This is a genomic window from Cyanobium sp. Maggiore-St4-Cus, from assembly GCF_024345615.1.
Classification (GTDB): domain Bacteria; phylum Cyanobacteriota; class Cyanobacteriia; order PCC-6307; family Cyanobiaceae; genus Cyanobium_A; species Cyanobium_A usitatum.
The window spans coordinates 110,718-125,909 of sequence record NZ_JAGQBL010000001.1 but is presented as its reverse complement, the minus strand read 5'-3'; the positions used below and the strand labels follow the sequence as shown (position 1 = coordinate 125,909).

Genomic DNA, 15,192 nt, shown 5'->3' with positions numbered 1-15,192 from the left:
GGCCTAAATGCGAGAATGGTCCCTGACAACAACAGGACATAAGCGCACGTGCAAGGACAAACTCAGTCGATCTCCTTCGATGGTCGGGAGATCCGGCTGACCACCGGTCGTTTCGCCCCCCAGGCTGGGGGCTCGGTGATGGTTGAGTGTGGTGATACCTCGGTTTTGGTCACCGCCACCCGCTCCGGCGGTCGCCCAGGCATCGATTTTCTGCCCCTAACCTGCGACTACGAAGAGCGTCTCTACGCCGCTGGGCGCATCCCTGGCAGCTTTTTCCGTCGCGAAGGCCGTCCCTCTGAGCGGGCGATCCTCACCTGCCGCCTAATCGATCGGCCGATCCGGCCCCTATTCCCCAGCTGGATGCGCGACGACATCCAGATCGTGGCCACCTGCCTCTCCCTAGATGAGCGCGTGCCACCCGATGTGCTTGCCGTCACCGGCGCCTCGATGGCAACCCTGCTGGCCGGCATTCCCTTCTATGGCCCCATGGCCACCGTGCGGGTGGGTCTGCTCGGCGACGACTTCGTGCTCAACCCGAGCTTCCGTGAAATCGAGCGCAGCGAGCTTGATCTGGTGGTAGCTGGCACGCCCCAGGGCGTGGTGATGGTGGAAGCCGGTGCCAACCAGCTGCCCGAGCAAGACGTGATCGAAGCGATCGACTTCGGCTACGAAGCGGTGTGCGAACTGATCAAGGCCCAACAAAACCTGCTCAAGGAGCTCGGCATCGAGCAGGTGATCCCCGAACCCCAAGTCATCGACCCCACCCTGCCCAACTTCCTTGAAAAGGAATGTGCCGGTGGCATAGGTGAGGTGCTCAAGCAGTTCTCCCAAACCAAAACCGAACGCGACGAGAAGCTCGACGCCATCAAGGCCGAGGTGAGCGAGAAGATCGCCGCCCTAGCCGAAGACGACCCGATCCGCTCCGCTTCCAGCGGCAAGGCCCTGGGCAACAGCTACAAGGAGCTCACCAAAAAGCTTATGCGTGCCCAGATCCTCCAGGAGGGCAAGCGTGTCGATGGCCGCAACCTTGATGAAGTGCGGCCGATCAGCGCCGCCGCCGGCGTATTGCCCAAGCGGGTGCACGGCTCAGCGTTGTTCCAGCGCGGCCTCACCCAGGTGCTCTCCTGCGCCACCCTCGGCACCCCGAGCGACTCCCAGGAAATGGACGACCTCAACCCGTCCACCGAGAAGCACTACCTCCACCACTACAACTTCCCCCCCTACTCCACCGGCGAAACCAAGCCGATGCGCTCCCCCGGCCGCCGCGAAATTGGCCACGGCGCCCTGGCTGAGCGGGCGATTGTGCCCGTGCTGCCCAACAAGGAGTCCTTCCCCTACGTGCTGCGCGTGGTGTCGGAGTGCCTCAGCTCCAACGGCTCCACCTCGATGGGTTCGGTGTGCGGCAGCACCCTCGCCCTGATGGATGCCGGCGTGCCCCTGAAGGCACCAGTGAGCGGCGCCGCCATGGGCCTGATCAAGGAGGGCGAGGAGGTGCGCATCCTCACCGACATCCAAGGCATCGAAGATTTCCTTGGCGACATGGACTTCAAGGTGGCCGGCACCGAAAAGGGCATCACCGCCCTGCAGATGGACATGAAGATCACGGGTCTAAATATGAAAACCGTGGCTGAAGCCGTTAACCAAGCCCGCCCTGCCAGGCTGCACATCCTCGAGAAGATGCTCGAGGCGATCGACAAGCCCCGCGACACCATGTCGCCCCACGCCCCACGCCTGCTCAGCTTCCGCATTGATCCGGAACTGATCGGCACCGTGATCGGCCCCGGCGGCCGCACAATCAAGGGCATCACAGAGCGCACCAACACCAAGATCGACATCGAAGATGGCGGCATCGTCACGATTGCCAGCCACGATGGCGCTGCCGCCGAAGAGGCCCAGCGCATCATCGAAGGCCTCACCCGTCGCATCAGCGAAGGCGAGGTATTCAGCGGTGCCGTGACCCGCGTGATCCCAATCGGTGCCTTCGTGGAGATCCTGCCCGGCAAGGAAGGGATGATTCACATCTCCCAACTCTCTGAAGCCCGAGTGGAGAAAGTCGAAGATGTGGTGAATGTGGGTGATCAGGTAACCGTGCGCGTACGCGAAATCGACAACCGCGGCCGCATCAACCTCACCCTGCGCGGTGTACCTCAAAGCGAAGCCCCTGCACCCGAGTGATTGAAAGGGAGGGCTCCTAACTAGCCCTTTCTAAATTTGGCCTCGAGCACTTAGAGCCGGCCCTGCAAGGCCGGCTTTTTTGTTGGAAATCAGAGCATGATTGGGATCGCCTTAGCGCCAACTAAAAACTGAAGACCGGGGAGGGGCCAACTACATTTTTCGTATCGGGCTAAGCCCTAGCTAAGTCCACCAGCAAAAAACGACCACTCTCCTCCAGCAATCACCCTCTGGCCCTCAAACTCCAAAACCAGGATCAATCACAGCCATCGCATCCGCCGCTTTTTCGCACAATTCGGCGTGGGCTCTGCCGTGGCTGGCGATTAGACAGCCGGCCTGGCGTACGTCACCGCTGTTGTAGGCCAGGGCGCGGCCGTCGGCATGGCTGAAGGCGCCACCGGCGGCGCGCAACACCGCCTCAGGAGCAGCCACATCCCAATCCTTCGGGGCGCTCTTGCCCGACAGGGAGATATAGAGATCCGTCTCGCCGCGCAGGATCGTGGCCACCTTGCCGCCCACGCTGCCGATCGCCTTGGTGTCGCCCAAGGCCAGGGCCGCAAGCAGCTGCTCGAGCCGCTGGTCGCGGTGGTTGCGACTGGCTACCAGCACCAGCTCCCCCAGGGAGCGGCGGCCGCTGAAGCACACGGGCGAGCGCACACCAGCTCGGCTTTCGCACCAGGCCTCTCCTGCCGAGCCCGCCAACCCCGGCATCACGCCCAGCCACAGCTCCTCCAGCTCCGGCAGCAGCACCACCCCCAGCAGCGGCTCGCCGCCGTGCACCAGGGCCAGATGGACCGCATATTCGCCCGTGCCCTGCAGGAAGTCTTTAGTGCCATCAAGGGGATCGAGGATCCACAGCCACTCCGCCGCCAGGGGCTCGCCTTCAGTGAGCTGCTCCTTGGCGGTTTCCTCGCTCAGCACGGTCCACGCGGCCATGGGGAAGGCTGCGGCCAGGCCCTCCAGCAACCACTGGTTCACCGCCAGATCCGCCGCACTCACCGGACCCTCGCCGCCCTCATCCACGCTTAACGCCGGCGGGAAGCCATAGGGGGGCTGCTCCCCGCGGCCGTAGGCCAGCAGGATGTCGGCCGCGCCCCAGCTCAGCCGCCGCAGCGCCACAAGCAAGCCTTCGAGGGCAATGCCTGAGGGCAAGGGGAGGGCAGCCGGCATCATGGGTTGGCAGGGTTCAGCATTTTGCAGGAGCCCACCCCAAGCCGTGCAAGCCCCCGAACCCGCCCCCGGCGTGCTCTACCTGGTGGGCACCCCCATCGGCAACCTGGCCGACCTCTCACCCCGCGCCCGCCAGGTGCTCGCCGGCGTGCAGCGCATCGCCTGCGAAGACACCCGCCGCAGCGGGCTGCTGCTGCATCAGCTCGGCCTACGCCATAAAGAGCAGGGGCCGCGGCTGGTGAGCTTCCACGCCCACAACCAAACCGCCCGCATCCCCGAACTACTCGCGGCCCTCGCCGCCGGCGAAGCCCTGGCCGTGATCAGTGACGCCGGGCTGCCGGGCATCTCCGATCCTGGCGAGGTGCTGGTGGCGGCCGCCCGCACAGCTGGGCACAACGTGATCTGCATCCCCGGCCCCAGCGCCGTCACCACCGCGCTGGTGAGCAGCGGCCTGCCGTGCGGCCGCTTCTGCTTTGAGGGCTTCCTGCCGCCCAAGACCAACCAGCGCCGTCAGCGACTGCAGGAATTGCAAGCTGAGCAGCGCACCATGGTGCTGTTTGAAGCTCCGCACCGGCTGCTCGATCTGCTCGACGATCTGCTGGCGGTGCTGGGTGATCGGCCCCTGCGCGTCGCCCGCGAACTCACCAAAAAGCACGAAGAGCAGGTGGGCCCCAGCGTGAGCGCAGCCATCGAACACTTCCGCCGCACGCCGCCCCAGGGGGAATGCACCCTGGTGCTAGCAGGCGCCCTGCCGCCAGAGCGCTTGGCCTGGGATAGCGCTGCCCTCAGCGCCGAGCTGCAGGAGCTGCAGCGGGCCGGCCACAGCAGCAACGCCGCCGCCAAGCTGCTGGCCGAGCGCACCGGCCACAGCAAGCGGGAGCTTTACGCCCTGCTGCACCAGGAGCCGTTGCGTCAGGAACCGTTACGTCAGGAGCAGCTGCCGCCCGAGTCCTGACCGGGCAGACTGCCGCCAGAGAGTTCTCCTGTTGCCCTGATGGTCTTGCGCCTGCGCCTGCTTGCATCCAGCCTGCTGGGCGGTGGCTTGCTGCTAGCGATTCTCTGCCTGGGTGCTCAAAACCTCGACCAGCGCCCCAGCCTCAACCTGGGCTTTGCCCGCAGCACACCTCTGCCAACCGGTTTTCTGGTGGGCATTGCTCTAGTAATTGGCGTACTCAGTGGCGGCTGCAGCGCCGCCCTGCTCGTCCCCCGCAACGAGCAACTGACCGGTGATTAACTGCCTGGGGATTAACTGCCTGGCAAAGAGTAAAGGCTGCCCTCCATCACCACCCGGCTGATGCCTTGGGCGATTAAGTAGGGCGCAGTGCGCTCAAGAATGCGAGTGTCTGGCACCTTGATCACCCGCTGGGTGCGGCCGCAGTGGCGTTTGGCCTGGCGGGGATTAGCAAACACCATCAGGGCCTGTCGCTCCTCTTCGCCATCGGCTAGCTGGCCAAGTTCGGGGAAGTCCTTGAGCGGCTTGGCTTGGAGCTCCACTGTTTTGTCAACCAGCATGTAAACGCTGGCTGGAAGGGGCGCATCTGCGAGCGGCTGGCATTGGGCCGGCTCGCCAACGTGATCCACCAGCAACAACGGCACGGCCACAAACTGGTCGGCTAGGTCGTCGTCAGCGAAGTCGAGTTCATTGGCGTCATCGCCAAAATCATCGGCGTCATCGATTGCCAGCACCGCATGGTCTTCGACGTCGCCGGCCGGCTCTGGCAGCTCAGGCTCTGGCAGCTCAAGCGCAGGGGGTTCAGGCTCTGATGGAGCTAGTTCTGGAGGTGCTTGTTCTGGAGCAGCTAGTTCTAAAGCAGGTTGTTCTTGTGAAACTTTGAGCTGCCGGATGCGTTGCTGCTTGAGCTGCTCGTATTCAGCTGGCTCTAGCCCAGCCTTCACCACGCGGCTCACCGTGTTGGTGCTGCAGCCATAGGCCTCCGCCAGCTCGGAGCTGACTTCACCAGCGCGGTAGCGAGCCACGATCTCGATCTTCTGGCTGTCAGTAAGCCGGGTGGCAGCCATGGGGCGAGAGTTGCGCAGCAGACCAGTGTAGGCCGAAAGAGCCAGCAGGTTTAGGGGGTTGGTGGCTTGACGTTCGGGCAGCTGGCACCGTTGAACCTCGAGGCGATGCGCGCTGAGCCCTCTTGATAGATCTTCTGGGCTTTTTGGGTATCACCCGCAGCCTGGGCAGCACTGAGCTTTCCGGCAAATATGCCGCAGGCATCATCCAAGCTCACAGCCTGGGCGCCCAAGGGAGCCGCAAGGGCAAGAAGGCCAGCAGCAGAAAACAGCAGGGCGAGCCGCATTTCAAAAAAGATCACTACAACCATTGTGGCGCCAGGGCCGCAGTTGTGTGGCCCCCACCTGCTGAGCGATCATGGCAACGGCTGCTCCCTTAGCTCAGCCGGATAGAGCAGCTGCCTTCTAAGCAGCCGGTCGTTGGTTCGAATCCAACAGGGGGCGTTTCAATCAGGGCCTGCTTTCTCAGCCCAAAAGCCTTTCTGTCACAGGCTTTTGGACTGACAGGCTTTGCCGGGTTCTGCTCCCCCGTGCCAGGCTGTGAAAAGGACCTTCTCACATACCTTCTCACATGCCAGCGGCCCCGGAATGGGATGTTCTGCTTCGTGGCGGAGTACTGCGGGCCCTCGGCCAGAGGGGCTGCCGCAGTGGCTGGACGGTCTCGAATTTCAGGGGACGTGCCCGGCTTCACATCACGGCCCGCGCCGGGGACGGGCATCGCAAGCAGCTGCTCCTGCCGTACACCTGGGAGTCGGACCAACTCGAAGCCATCCGAGACGGCGTGGTGACTGTCTATGAGGCCTTCCAGAACGGAGCCCCTCTCGAGCTTTCCATCGCCGAGCTGAGTACAGCGAAGGCTGAGGCTGAGGCCAGGCGCCAGGCAGAAGGCATGGCCAGCCAGCCCTCAAGCCTGCAGCAGAGCGTTCCCCCTCCAGCAACAGCCAGCCGCCCTATCTCGATTGCCTGGGCCGGCCTGATCCGCCGTTATCAGCAGCACAAGCTGCGCAGCGGCGAAATCAAGGAAACGACCTGGGAACGGCTCTACAAACCGCGAATGGCGCTGGTCCTCAAGACAGCGAAAGGGCCACCGGCTGCCCGTGATGCCACCCAACTGCTGGAAGCGCAGGCTGATCTGTGGAGTCAGCGCCCTGGCTGCCGCACAAGAAGACTGCAAATCCAGTGCACCGCCGCACTGCTGCGCTGGGCGGTCAGCCAGAAGGCGCTTCCAGCCCAATGGGCTCCGCCGCCTGACCTCTCCACGATCATCGGTCGGTCACGGGAGAGCCGAGCGGTCACGACGCCGATTGCCGTGCCAGACATCCTGGCGATTGTTCACGCCATCCCCGACCCCCGCTGGCGGTTTGCCTTCCAACTACTCAGCGCCTTCGGCCTGCGCCCAGAAGAGCTTCAGCATCTGCAGCTTCGCCAGGGACGCCTCTGGTGTACCTATGAAAAAGTTGCCTCTCGCGGCAAAACCCAGCCCAGGCCACTGCGGCTGCTGCCCTGTGACCAATGGGCTACGGAATGGAAGCTCACCGAGACCTTTGATCCGGCAAAGCTCCCGCCCATGCGCGCCGGCTTTGGCTCCGATTCCTTCAGTCGCTACCTTCTTCGAAGGGAGCACTGGCAACACCTTCGCCAGCAGTACGAAGCACAGGGAGAAAAGCTGGTGCTCTACTCCTGCCGGCATAGCTACGCCCACCGGGCCCACGTGATCTGTGATCTGCCACCCAAGGTGGTGGCCGCGGCGATGGGCCACAGCGTGCAGACCCATTTGACGGCCTACAGCCGCTGGTGCGGGGATGATGTTATCGATGATGCATTTGAAAAGGCAACAATCCGCCTAAGACAAATCTAAGACAGGCAGGCCAAGTATCACCATTGCTTACAACTCTCAACTAACTTGAGCAATAGAGAAGCCTCCAAGGCGGTCAATCAATAACTGTTCACGGATGCACGTGCAACATCTCAATCAGACGACACCAACTCTCAAAACAAAAAGCTTCGCCGAATAGATCTGGATGCATTAGTCCCCCCTAAGAGCGCGCTTCCAGGTTACGATTCATTGCATAGCCCAACGGGTCTCCGTGGGCGAGCACAGCCTTGCCCAGTCACGCAGTCAGCATGCCGACTACCACAACCGACTTCAATGTCTTGATGCTTGGCTCGCGTGGGGCGGGCAAAACAACGCTTCTTGCTGTGATGTGGGATCAGCTTGGCAGTGCTATTGAGCGCTCCAAGGGTTCCTTCCGGTATGAACATTCAACTAGAGTCTACCTCGGCCATGCAGCCGGAGAGCTACGGCGAATGTACGATTCGCCCGGACTTTCAGTTAGTCCTGGAATCGCTGGAACTGACACGCCAAGAGCGCTGTCAATACAGCTCTATACCCAGAATCACGCCAATGCTCATCTGAAGATTAATTTCTGGGACTATCCTGGCGGACTGCTTAATCCTGAATCTTCAACAGGCGTCGAAGCCGAAGCGTTCCAGTCGAGAATCAATGACGCCCATTACTTCTTCGTGATAGTTGATGCGCCCGCCCTGCTTGAGCATGACGGAAGATTCCACGCAATCAGAAACTATCCATATCCAATCCAGTACATGCTTCACAACCGCCTTAGGTCTGACCCGAGAGGGGCCAAAGTCCTATTCGTAGTTATCAAATGCGAAAAGTATGTCAAGGAAGGGAGAAGCCAAGAGGTCTTCAGGGCGGTACAGAAGGGCTACAGCAATCTCTTCTTGGATATACAAGGCAGCTACCCTCAGAGTTCGGCAGATATTTGCTTAGTAGAAACACTTGGTTCTATCGTCCTCGATAGGCTCGAACCAGTCATGACTGCGTCAGGGCAGGAATATCCCAGATATCATTTTAACAAAATCTCTGAGAGCGCCGTCCACTCCCCGCGAAACACGGCCCTTCCCTTAAAACTTATCCTTGACTCCGCAATCTTCACGAGTCTTGCGGAGAGACGGTCTTCCTATGAGGGTCTGAATTGGGCTAGGGACTTTCTTGGTCGGGATGATGACCTTAAGGGACTTCTCATGCATATTAGAGATCTGGCAGGGCGTGCCAGCGATTCAAATGCCCATCTTTCACTGAGGCCGGGCACATGAACTATTTGTTCGTCAATACCGCCGGCGCTTTTGCCCAGGATTACAAAGTCTATGGCTTCCAAAAGCAAGGGCATGCTTGGGATGAATGCACTGCTCGGCCAGAGGACGTACTGACTAGAGAAGTGCCATTTTCTTCAAAGTACACAAAAGAAACCCTTCTTCTTGGCAATAGAGCACGCTCCTTCTCGATATGGATTACCAAAAGCGAAAATGAACGCAAGGCAGTCTGCGCAATCTCACTGAAAGGGATTTCCTCTGCTAATAGGAGAGACTTCACAGGCCGAATCATCTTTGACTCCGTCGCTTTTATTACATCATTGTCCGGCGATGCCGCGCTTGACCAGTCGAGCCTCTTAGAAAGTGAGGCGATTGCGACCGGCTTTGCACAGGCCGCATCTAACACAAGAGCAACATTTGACGACTTCGCCAACTTAGAAGACTTCGAGAGAGATCTATATCCTTTTTCGGATGTTGACACTTTCTACGCTGGTTTAGTCTCGCCAACTAGCAGTGCGAGGTCAAATGGACCAAGCAAGTCGGGCTTTGGCGTCTCCGATTACATGGGCAGGCTACTTACTCACGCTGGCATTACATACAAAGCAGTGCCTTTGAATAGAAAAGGTCAAGTAGAGGCATGCTCTGATCCCAGCAATGCGAAAAGTCCTGCTAATTCTCGCTGCGACTCCAGCATCCCCTTGATGGATGCTCTTGTTCAGGAGGCCGAGAATGCTGCGATAGGGATGGAGGACGGGCTAACAGAGCTAATTGGCGAGGCGCGAACCTCACGCCTCTTTGCGCCACTCAAAAGGGTCAACTCATTTTTAAGCGATTTTAAATGGAGCAATCCACTCTCCGGTCGAAAATCAAGTAAGTCTGCTGGTTCTACGAAACCAGTTTCAGGCCCAGCACCAGTGGAATCTGAATGGACCTTGCTACGATGCTCTTGTGGGGCTGAAATCGAAACTTTGGAAACGATAATCGCTGGAATCTTCAGAGCTGCCAGTGAGTCACGTTCGGTTGCATTGGGATTACTGGTTGGAGATGAGGGAATTCCTGAGATCGTGGAAGGAATTGGCAGCCCCCCTCCGTCGTTGGTCCTAATCTCTATTCGGGGTTAACTAAGGTCGAGCCAAGTGATCACTGACAAAAATCCTGATTGCTCCACACCTTGATCGTGACCTTAGGGTCTTGAAGTGGCGTAAGTTTGGCAGGGGGGCGTTACGATCCCAATTCCCATGATCTGATCTAAAATCGATTCATAGGTTACTTGACCGCTCTTATTGCTCCCTAGACTATGGGAGCATGTGCATACAGAGAGGATGTTTGAGCTGTATACAAAACGGGCGATTGGAAGATCAGTTAACGCCAGCGTTCTCTGATCATTATTCAACCCGCGTCCTGAGACCGCACTGTGATGGTGACGTTACCGCTGTGATCTCGCTGGATGGAATAAAGCTTTTCTTGAAGTACGTTCCGGAGCTGTTGGGTCATCTCCCGCTCCTGCCTGCTGGGATTACGTATCGCGGAGGAAAGCAACCGGATTCCAAGACCAGCCGTGCCAAGGATGCCCAGAGGACCCATTACAAAGGTGAGACCAGGCACCAGCATCAGTGCAATTGCCAAGAAAACGGAGACCGGCAGGGCCCCAGCTGCCATTAAGCCACTGGTCTGCAAAATCTGAATCAGTCGATCCTTTCTTACCTGTGGACTGCCATTGATCAGTTCGTCGCGATGAGTGAGAAGTTGATCAACTGCCGCGATGGCAGCTGAGTAGACGCTGGCTTCCACCGCATTACCCAGTGTTCGCTGCCAAAACTCAGGTGTCTGGGCAGCTGCAAGCAAACCATCAATATGGTTATCAACGCTGGCATGAGCTCGCTCGTGCCACGACATATCTACCGAGTTTCGGGTGTTGTTGATGGTGCCGTCTTCCCAGATCGCATTTGCTGGATTCGATGCGAGATGGGGCGCATTGGACTGGCTCTGGATGTGTGACCACTCCTTGCCTCTGGCATTGCCTCCCTTCAGGAAGGCATCCACAGCCGTTGTGCCGTAGTTTTCAAGCTCGCCGGGGAGTTTTGCGACGAGATCAGCAATCGCAACTCCATGGTTTGATGCCGCTGAGGTGATTCGACTCACCAGTTGGGGATCGAGAGCGAAGTTATTCAGCTCGCTCAGCGAGGCCGCGACTGATCCAGCTGCGATGGCAAGTGCTTGACCGCTCTTGTCTAATCCCTGCCGCATCTTCCTAGCTGCGGTAACCCCTGCTGCCAGCCCAATGCCGGTGAGTTTTGAAAGGTCAGCCACAATGCCGAAACTTAAGCCTCGCTTTAATTTTACCTCCTACTACGAGAACCCCAGCGGCTAGGCCGTTTTGGCCACCAGGCAGTTCATACCTGGAGTCAGCTCGTACTCCCCTTGCTCTAACTGAACTACTTTGACCAGTAACGAAGTGTGCCTTTTTGCTCACGTCTGCAGATTCCGCCGGCTCCACCCTGTGATGGTGGCCTCCACGTTCTCTATGTGCCACTGCAGTGGCCCCCGGCCCTGGGTACAGCCCCAGCGGCGGTAGTGCTTGCCGGGCTGGAGCACCCCCCGCAGCCGTAGCTGGCGGAGGGTCTCTCGGCTCATCCCCAGAGCACCGGAGGCTTCTGCCGTCGTGACCCAAACTCGGTGACGTCCAGATGCGGGTGGGGGCGACTGGTTCTCCATTAGGCCAGCTCCCGCAGCACGTCGACCACATCGGGATTCCAGAGAATCTGGTAGCCGCTGTGTCCATGGCGGCAGTAGGGCATGGCTTCGGCCCAATCCTTACCCCGCTGCGTCAGCTCCCACTCGTCGCGAGCATTGCGGGTCTGCAACCCACATGCCGCCAGGTGCTGGTTCATCACCCGGGCCGACATGCCCACCCTCCTACCCAGTTGAGTGGCATTCAGCGAACAGATGGGCTCCTCGGCAGCCGGCAAGGCACGGCGCAGGGTCTCCACCGCCAAGCCGGTGTTTTCCTGAATGCAGTTGAGGGTGGCAGCCATGGCGATGCCGGCCTTCACGCCAGGGAGCCGTGCGATGGCTTGACCAACCAGCAGAAGAGCACCGACGCTGTCCTGCTTCTCTGAGGACAAGGATGCCGGAGTAGGCAGGGCACCTGGGACGGTGTAGCTCCCTCTCTGCCGGATTGTCGGGAGCACCTCGTGAGTGACCCAGCGCTTGAACCGGTGAGCCTCTTTCTTGCGGCTACCCAGCACCAGGTTGTACATCCCTGGCTCATTCACTGTCGTCATGACTTGCTCACCCCCAGGGGTGTGAATTGAACTCACACCCTTCTCATCGTCATCAAGCCGCTCCAAGGCCTTGCGGTCGAGGCCGAGCGAGGCAAGCAGATCAGCTGCCACGAACCAAGGATCACCCAGCTCATCGCTGATGACGCGGATCTGGCGACCCTCGTACTCAAAGGGCACGAGGGAAGAAGTGTTGTTGTTCATCGGTCTGAAATCGGTACGACGGTGACGGGCCTGTTGAGGCCCGAGCTGGGATCGGGGCGGAAGTGGTTGGTGACGGTGGCCGGTGACAACTGCGGCGGCACGGGCCCAGCGATCACCAGCAGCAGGGTGCTGAGCTGAAACACCAACCCCAACAAAACCAGCAGGCGCAAGTTGGCGATGCTGCTGGCCGTGACCGTGACGACTGGCCGGCGGCTCCGGCAGAAGGCAGGCAACTGGGGACGGGGCCCGGCGGCCCCATTACTGCGGACGTGCGGTGAGCCCATCAGAAGGGGGCCTCCTCGTCGTCCTCAACAGCCCAACCGGATCCGTTGCCCGCACCCGTGGTGTAGCCCTCGACTTCTTCAAACCCGTCGGTGGGGTCCACCTGCTCGTAGGGCACGAACTCGACGACCTGAACAGCACGGGGCTGGAAGGTCATCCCGCAGCCGTTCTCCCCGTCCCAGTCGTAGATGTCGAAGGCAACAACCACCTTGGAGCCGTTGCCGATTGCGGCCCCATCCCAGGGCTGCTTTTTGGCATCGACGATTCGGGGCCCCTCAGAAAGAGAGCCATCGCGCCGCTGGAACTGCGGCACCTTGAAACGCACCACAGTGATCTCGCTGGGCCTCTCCTTGTCGGCTTTCCAGGGGAAGCCCTTCTCGGCGCGGCGCTTGCGGCTGCCGTGCAGGGCGATGAACTGGTCTTCCATCGCTAGCAGGAAAGACTGGGCCTTTTCGTCGCTGTTGGGCAGCAGCAGATCGGCAGTCCAGGCCTTGGGCTTGCTCTTGTCGAGCTGGTGACGTGGAGTGATCAGGTGGGCCCAGCGCACCTCGGCGAGCGGGCTGCGAAAGATGTCCTTAGCCATGGGTTGAATCGGGGTGAACGGTGGAAATGGGCTGTTGATCGAAAGGGGGAAGGGGCGGCAGGCCAAAGCGCTCGCGCAGCAGGTGATGCACTGCTCCGCTGGCCGAGAGGTTGTGGCGCTCCATCACCTCGCGGACGCGCAGGTACACATCTGTGCGCACCTGGGTTTGGATGAAGTGGCGACCAGCCACTGAGCGGGGCTGCTCGCCGTATCGACGCCGGCTGCTCATGGCTCGGTCGGCGCCGCGGCGGCATCGAGGCCTTGTTCTTCGCACTCCTCAAGGAAGTGATCGACGAAGGCGGCGTGCTGGTGCTGGGTGATGCGATCACCGATGGAGCGGGCATTGCGCGGCACCTGGAAGTGCTCGCGGAACGTCTTGGTCAGCTCCTGGCGCGCGGCCTGGGGCAGGGCGAGGATCCGCTGGTGGGTGGCCTCGATCTCCTGGGGCGTGAGCGGCTCCAGAGCGACATCGAGGTCAACCACTAGGGCAGCCTCTTTCTCCCTGCTGGGCTCAGGCCCAGCAGGAGCACCAGCAATCCCGATAGATGCGAGGCTATTGGCCCCTTTCTTCTCAGGCTCTACAGGCTGAGCCTGTTTGGCCAAAGGGATGCCCAGCAGCATGGCCAGCATCCAGCCAGAGGCCCGCAGCAAGTCATCGACCTCATCGGCCCACTCCTCGCTGGTGACCTCAGCACCGCCGGCATGCATCACGGTGACCCGCAACTTGTGGCGGCCGCGGATGTCGACCAGCTGGGCGCAGAAGGCAATGCCTAATGCAAAGGCCGGTCTGGCTGCTTCGACCACAGCAGCCAGGTCAAGGGATGGAACGGCCTGCACCTGCTCCTGAAAGGAGGCCAGGGCGATGGTGAGAGCTCGCTCGGCACTGCCCTTTTCGTCGAGCAGTTCAAGAGCGTCGGTTGGCACGCCTGCGCGTGCGGGGGATTGGGTCATGACATCAGAGAGCCGGGCTTGTGCCCGCTGGCCTGAACTTAGCGGCTTGCTAACGCTAGGCGCAACCCCAAGCCCTGCTTGCAATCGTCTGGGTTGTTCCTGGCTGCGTCCGCCAGAGCGGCCGATCAGGCGCCGAGCGCTTTCTGCTCCCAGCCGCCGATCCACTGCTCGGGAAGGAAATCCTCGCCATCAACCCAGAGCTGGGCCAGCTCAACCGAGCTGTAGTCGTCGATGGCCAGCACCTCTGAGAAACGCTTCTGGTGCTCCTTCGGTGCACCCTTGACCAGCTGTTCCAAGGCCAGGGTGACGTCGAGGCCGCCTTCCTTGATCACGCGGCGCACGTGCTGGCGCCATTTCTGACAGATCTCCTCGGCGCGCTTCGAGGTCAGGGTCGGCGCTGGCGCTGCTTGAAAGGCCCTGGGCACCGGCACATAGCCGATGTAGCAGCTCCAGAAGTCCACGGCATCCCAGAGCTTGCCGTCATCGCCGTGTAGCGGCTCCGCATCCTTCAGCTGGTCCTTCAACCGCTGGGACTTGACCGGTCCCCAGTCCTTCTCCGCCAGGCGACGGTTGAGCTCCTCGAGCTGAAAGAAGGCCTTCTGGCGCAGCTCGCCGGCCTTGCCCTGCTCGATCACCGAGAGATTCCCGTAGGAAATCACCTCAAACTCGGCTTCTGTGCCCCATTCGCAGGCGGTGTACTGGGTCCAGCCGTTACGGCGCCGCCAGTTGAGCAGCATCTTCCCGAAGGCTCTGCGGGACTCGTCCTGCCAGTCCAAGACAGCCTGGTAGGTGCGCTTAACGGGCTTCTTTGCTTGTGCCATAGCCCGATCCTAAGCACTGCTTGGCACTGCTAGCCAAAGCTTGTTACAGCTTGGCAGGCTGGTCTCGGTCATTTCCTGGCTCGGCCAAGAGCTGTTTGACCTGTTGAACGGTGAGAACCCGGCCCGTCTGGGCCTGGAAGCGGAGGACCAGCGTGTACGGGTGGATGCCGGGATAGCGACGGGCCAAGGCCTGCAGCTGCTTGCGGAGTTCGGGCCTGTTCATTGGACCGACCCGGCCATGGGATCCAAGTCCAGGACCGCTTGGGCCTCTGCAATCGAGCGCCAGACCCCGCCCAAGCTGCCAAGCTGCTGCACCAGCTGCAGAAAGGCCCGCTGCTCCGGGCTAACGGTTCCGGAGCCCGTCTTGATCTCAAGGGCAACGAACTGGGCAATGCGCTGACCGACCAGCTCGGGCGTGATCTCCAGTGAGCGCAATCCGATCAGGTCGCTGCTGCCCTTGCACAACCCAAAACGCACGAAGCGCCCCTGCTGGTCGACCAGGGCCCCGGTGTTGTTGCGCCAGAGCCGCACCGGCCCGCGGCCGCAGGTCAGGCGGATGCGCTGCTGGATTTCGTGTTCGCTGGGGGAGGAGGCCATG

The 15,192-nt window shown here is 60.7% G+C and carries 19 protein-coding genes and 1 tRNA gene; 7 read left to right on the top strand and 13 right to left on the bottom strand.

Features of this window, described 5'->3' with window-relative positions; genetic code table 11:
* Nucleotides 1-48: 48 nt before the first annotated feature.
* Nucleotides 49-2,175 carry a polyribonucleotide nucleotidyltransferase gene (locus KBY99_RS00715; protein ID WP_254996731.1) on the top strand — a complete coding sequence of 709 codons (2,127 nt, stop codon included), beginning with the start codon at nt 49-51 and terminating at the stop codon, nt 2,173-2,175.
* A gap of 234 nt (nt 2,176-2,409) precedes the next feature.
* Here KBY99_RS00715 and KBY99_RS00710 read toward each other — a convergent pair whose 3' ends face one another.
* Nucleotides 2,410-3,345: a 3'(2'),5'-bisphosphate nucleotidase CysQ gene (locus KBY99_RS00710; protein ID WP_254996728.1), complete on the bottom strand. Its 936-nt coding sequence runs from the start codon at nt 3,343-3,345 to the stop codon at nt 2,410-2,412.
* Between KBY99_RS00710 and rsmI the strand changes: the two genes are divergently transcribed.
* The gene (rsmI, locus tag KBY99_RS00705; RefSeq protein ID WP_254996727.1) at nt 3,344-4,297 is read left to right on the top strand and encodes a 16S rRNA (cytidine(1402)-2'-O)-methyltransferase; all 954 of its coding nucleotides are present in this window, start codon (nt 3,344-3,346) and stop codon (nt 4,295-4,297) included. The two genes, KBY99_RS00710 and rsmI, sit on opposite strands and share 2 nt — an antisense overlap.
* 39 nt (nt 4,298-4,336) lie before the next feature.
* Nucleotides 4,337-4,576: a hypothetical protein gene (locus KBY99_RS00700; protein ID WP_254996726.1), complete on the top strand. Its 240-nt coding sequence runs from the start codon at nt 4,337-4,339 to the stop codon at nt 4,574-4,576.
* 11 nt (nt 4,577-4,587) lie between these two features.
* On the opposite strand, the gene KBY99_RS00695 is transcribed toward KBY99_RS00700, so the two are convergent.
* Complete coding sequence (locus KBY99_RS00695) at nt 4,588-5,361, bottom strand: hypothetical protein (protein WP_254996725.1); 774 nt, start codon at nt 5,359-5,361, stop codon at nt 4,588-4,590.
* 50 nt (nt 5,362-5,411) lie between these two features.
* Complete coding sequence (locus KBY99_RS00690) at nt 5,412-5,645, bottom strand: hypothetical protein (RefSeq protein WP_254942277.1); 234 nt, start codon at nt 5,643-5,645, stop codon at nt 5,412-5,414.
* An 83-nt stretch (nt 5,646-5,728) separates the two neighbouring features.
* Here KBY99_RS00690 and KBY99_RS00685 point away from each other — a divergent pair.
* From KBY99_RS00685 to KBY99_RS00670, 4 genes are all read left to right on the top strand, one after another.
* Nucleotides 5,729-5,802: transfer RNA gene (locus tag KBY99_RS00685), tRNA-Arg, on the top strand.
* 127 nt (nt 5,803-5,929) lie between these two features.
* Complete coding sequence (locus KBY99_RS00680) at nt 5,930-7,216, top strand: hypothetical protein (protein WP_254996724.1); 1,287 nt, start codon at nt 5,930-5,932, stop codon at nt 7,214-7,216.
* Between the two features lie 266 nt (nt 7,217-7,482).
* Nucleotides 7,483-8,475, top strand: coding sequence for a TRAFAC clade GTPase domain-containing protein (locus tag KBY99_RS00675; RefSeq protein ID WP_254996723.1), 993 nt, complete (start codon nt 7,483-7,485; stop codon nt 8,473-8,475).
* Complete coding sequence (locus tag KBY99_RS00670; protein WP_254996721.1) at nt 8,472-9,593, top strand: hypothetical protein; 1,122 nt, start codon at nt 8,472-8,474, stop codon at nt 9,591-9,593. Before KBY99_RS00675 ends, KBY99_RS00670 begins: the two co-directional genes overlap by 4 nt.
* Nucleotides 9,594-9,861: 268 nt before the next feature.
* Here KBY99_RS00670 and KBY99_RS00665 read toward each other — a convergent pair whose 3' ends face one another.
* The 10 genes from KBY99_RS00665 to KBY99_RS00620 form a co-directional block, all read right to left on the bottom strand.
* Nucleotides 9,862-10,782: a hypothetical protein gene (locus KBY99_RS00665; protein ID WP_254996719.1), complete on the bottom strand. Its 921-nt coding sequence runs from the start codon at nt 10,780-10,782 to the stop codon at nt 9,862-9,864.
* Between the two features lie 159 nt (nt 10,783-10,941).
* On the bottom strand, nt 10,942-11,187 hold the full coding sequence (locus KBY99_RS00660) for a helix-turn-helix domain-containing protein (protein WP_254996718.1): 246 nt from the start codon (nt 11,185-11,187) through the stop codon (nt 10,942-10,944).
* The gene (locus tag KBY99_RS00655) at nt 11,187-11,957 is read right to left on the bottom strand and encodes a Bro-N domain-containing protein (RefSeq protein WP_254996717.1); all 771 of its coding nucleotides are present in this window, start codon (nt 11,955-11,957) and stop codon (nt 11,187-11,189) included. Before KBY99_RS00655 ends, KBY99_RS00660 begins: the two co-directional genes overlap by 1 nt.
* Nucleotides 11,954-12,241, bottom strand: a complete 288-nt coding sequence (locus KBY99_RS00650) for a hypothetical protein (protein ID WP_254996716.1) — start codon at nt 12,239-12,241, stop codon at nt 11,954-11,956. Before KBY99_RS00650 ends, KBY99_RS00655 begins: the two co-directional genes overlap by 4 nt.
* Entirely contained in the window at nt 12,241-12,822 is a 582-nt protein-coding gene (locus KBY99_RS00645) for a hypothetical protein (RefSeq protein WP_254996714.1), read from the bottom strand. The genes KBY99_RS00650 and KBY99_RS00645 overlap by 1 nt, the downstream gene beginning before the upstream one ends.
* Nucleotides 12,815-13,051: a hypothetical protein gene (locus KBY99_RS00640; RefSeq protein WP_197163991.1), complete on the bottom strand. Its 237-nt coding sequence runs from the start codon at nt 13,049-13,051 to the stop codon at nt 12,815-12,817. The genes KBY99_RS00645 and KBY99_RS00640 overlap by 8 nt, the downstream gene beginning before the upstream one ends.
* Nucleotides 13,048-13,773: a hypothetical protein gene (locus KBY99_RS00635; RefSeq protein ID WP_254996713.1), complete on the bottom strand. Its 726-nt coding sequence runs from the start codon at nt 13,771-13,773 to the stop codon at nt 13,048-13,050. The genes KBY99_RS00640 and KBY99_RS00635 overlap by 4 nt, the downstream gene beginning before the upstream one ends.
* Before the next feature lie 125 nt (nt 13,774-13,898).
* Entirely contained in the window at nt 13,899-14,594 is a 696-nt protein-coding gene (locus tag KBY99_RS00630; RefSeq protein ID WP_254996712.1) for an XRE family transcriptional regulator, read from the bottom strand.
* Nucleotides 14,595-14,637: 43 nt separating this feature from the next.
* The gene (locus tag KBY99_RS00625) at nt 14,638-14,817 is read right to left on the bottom strand and encodes a hypothetical protein (protein WP_254996711.1); all 180 of its coding nucleotides are present in this window, start codon (nt 14,815-14,817) and stop codon (nt 14,638-14,640) included.
* Nucleotides 14,814-15,191 (bottom strand): VRR-NUC domain-containing protein, encoded by a 378-nt coding sequence (locus tag KBY99_RS00620; RefSeq protein WP_254996710.1) that lies wholly within the window; start codon nt 15,189-15,191, stop codon nt 14,814-14,816. The genes KBY99_RS00625 and KBY99_RS00620 overlap by 4 nt, the downstream gene beginning before the upstream one ends.
* Nucleotide 15,192: the final 1 nt, after the last annotated feature.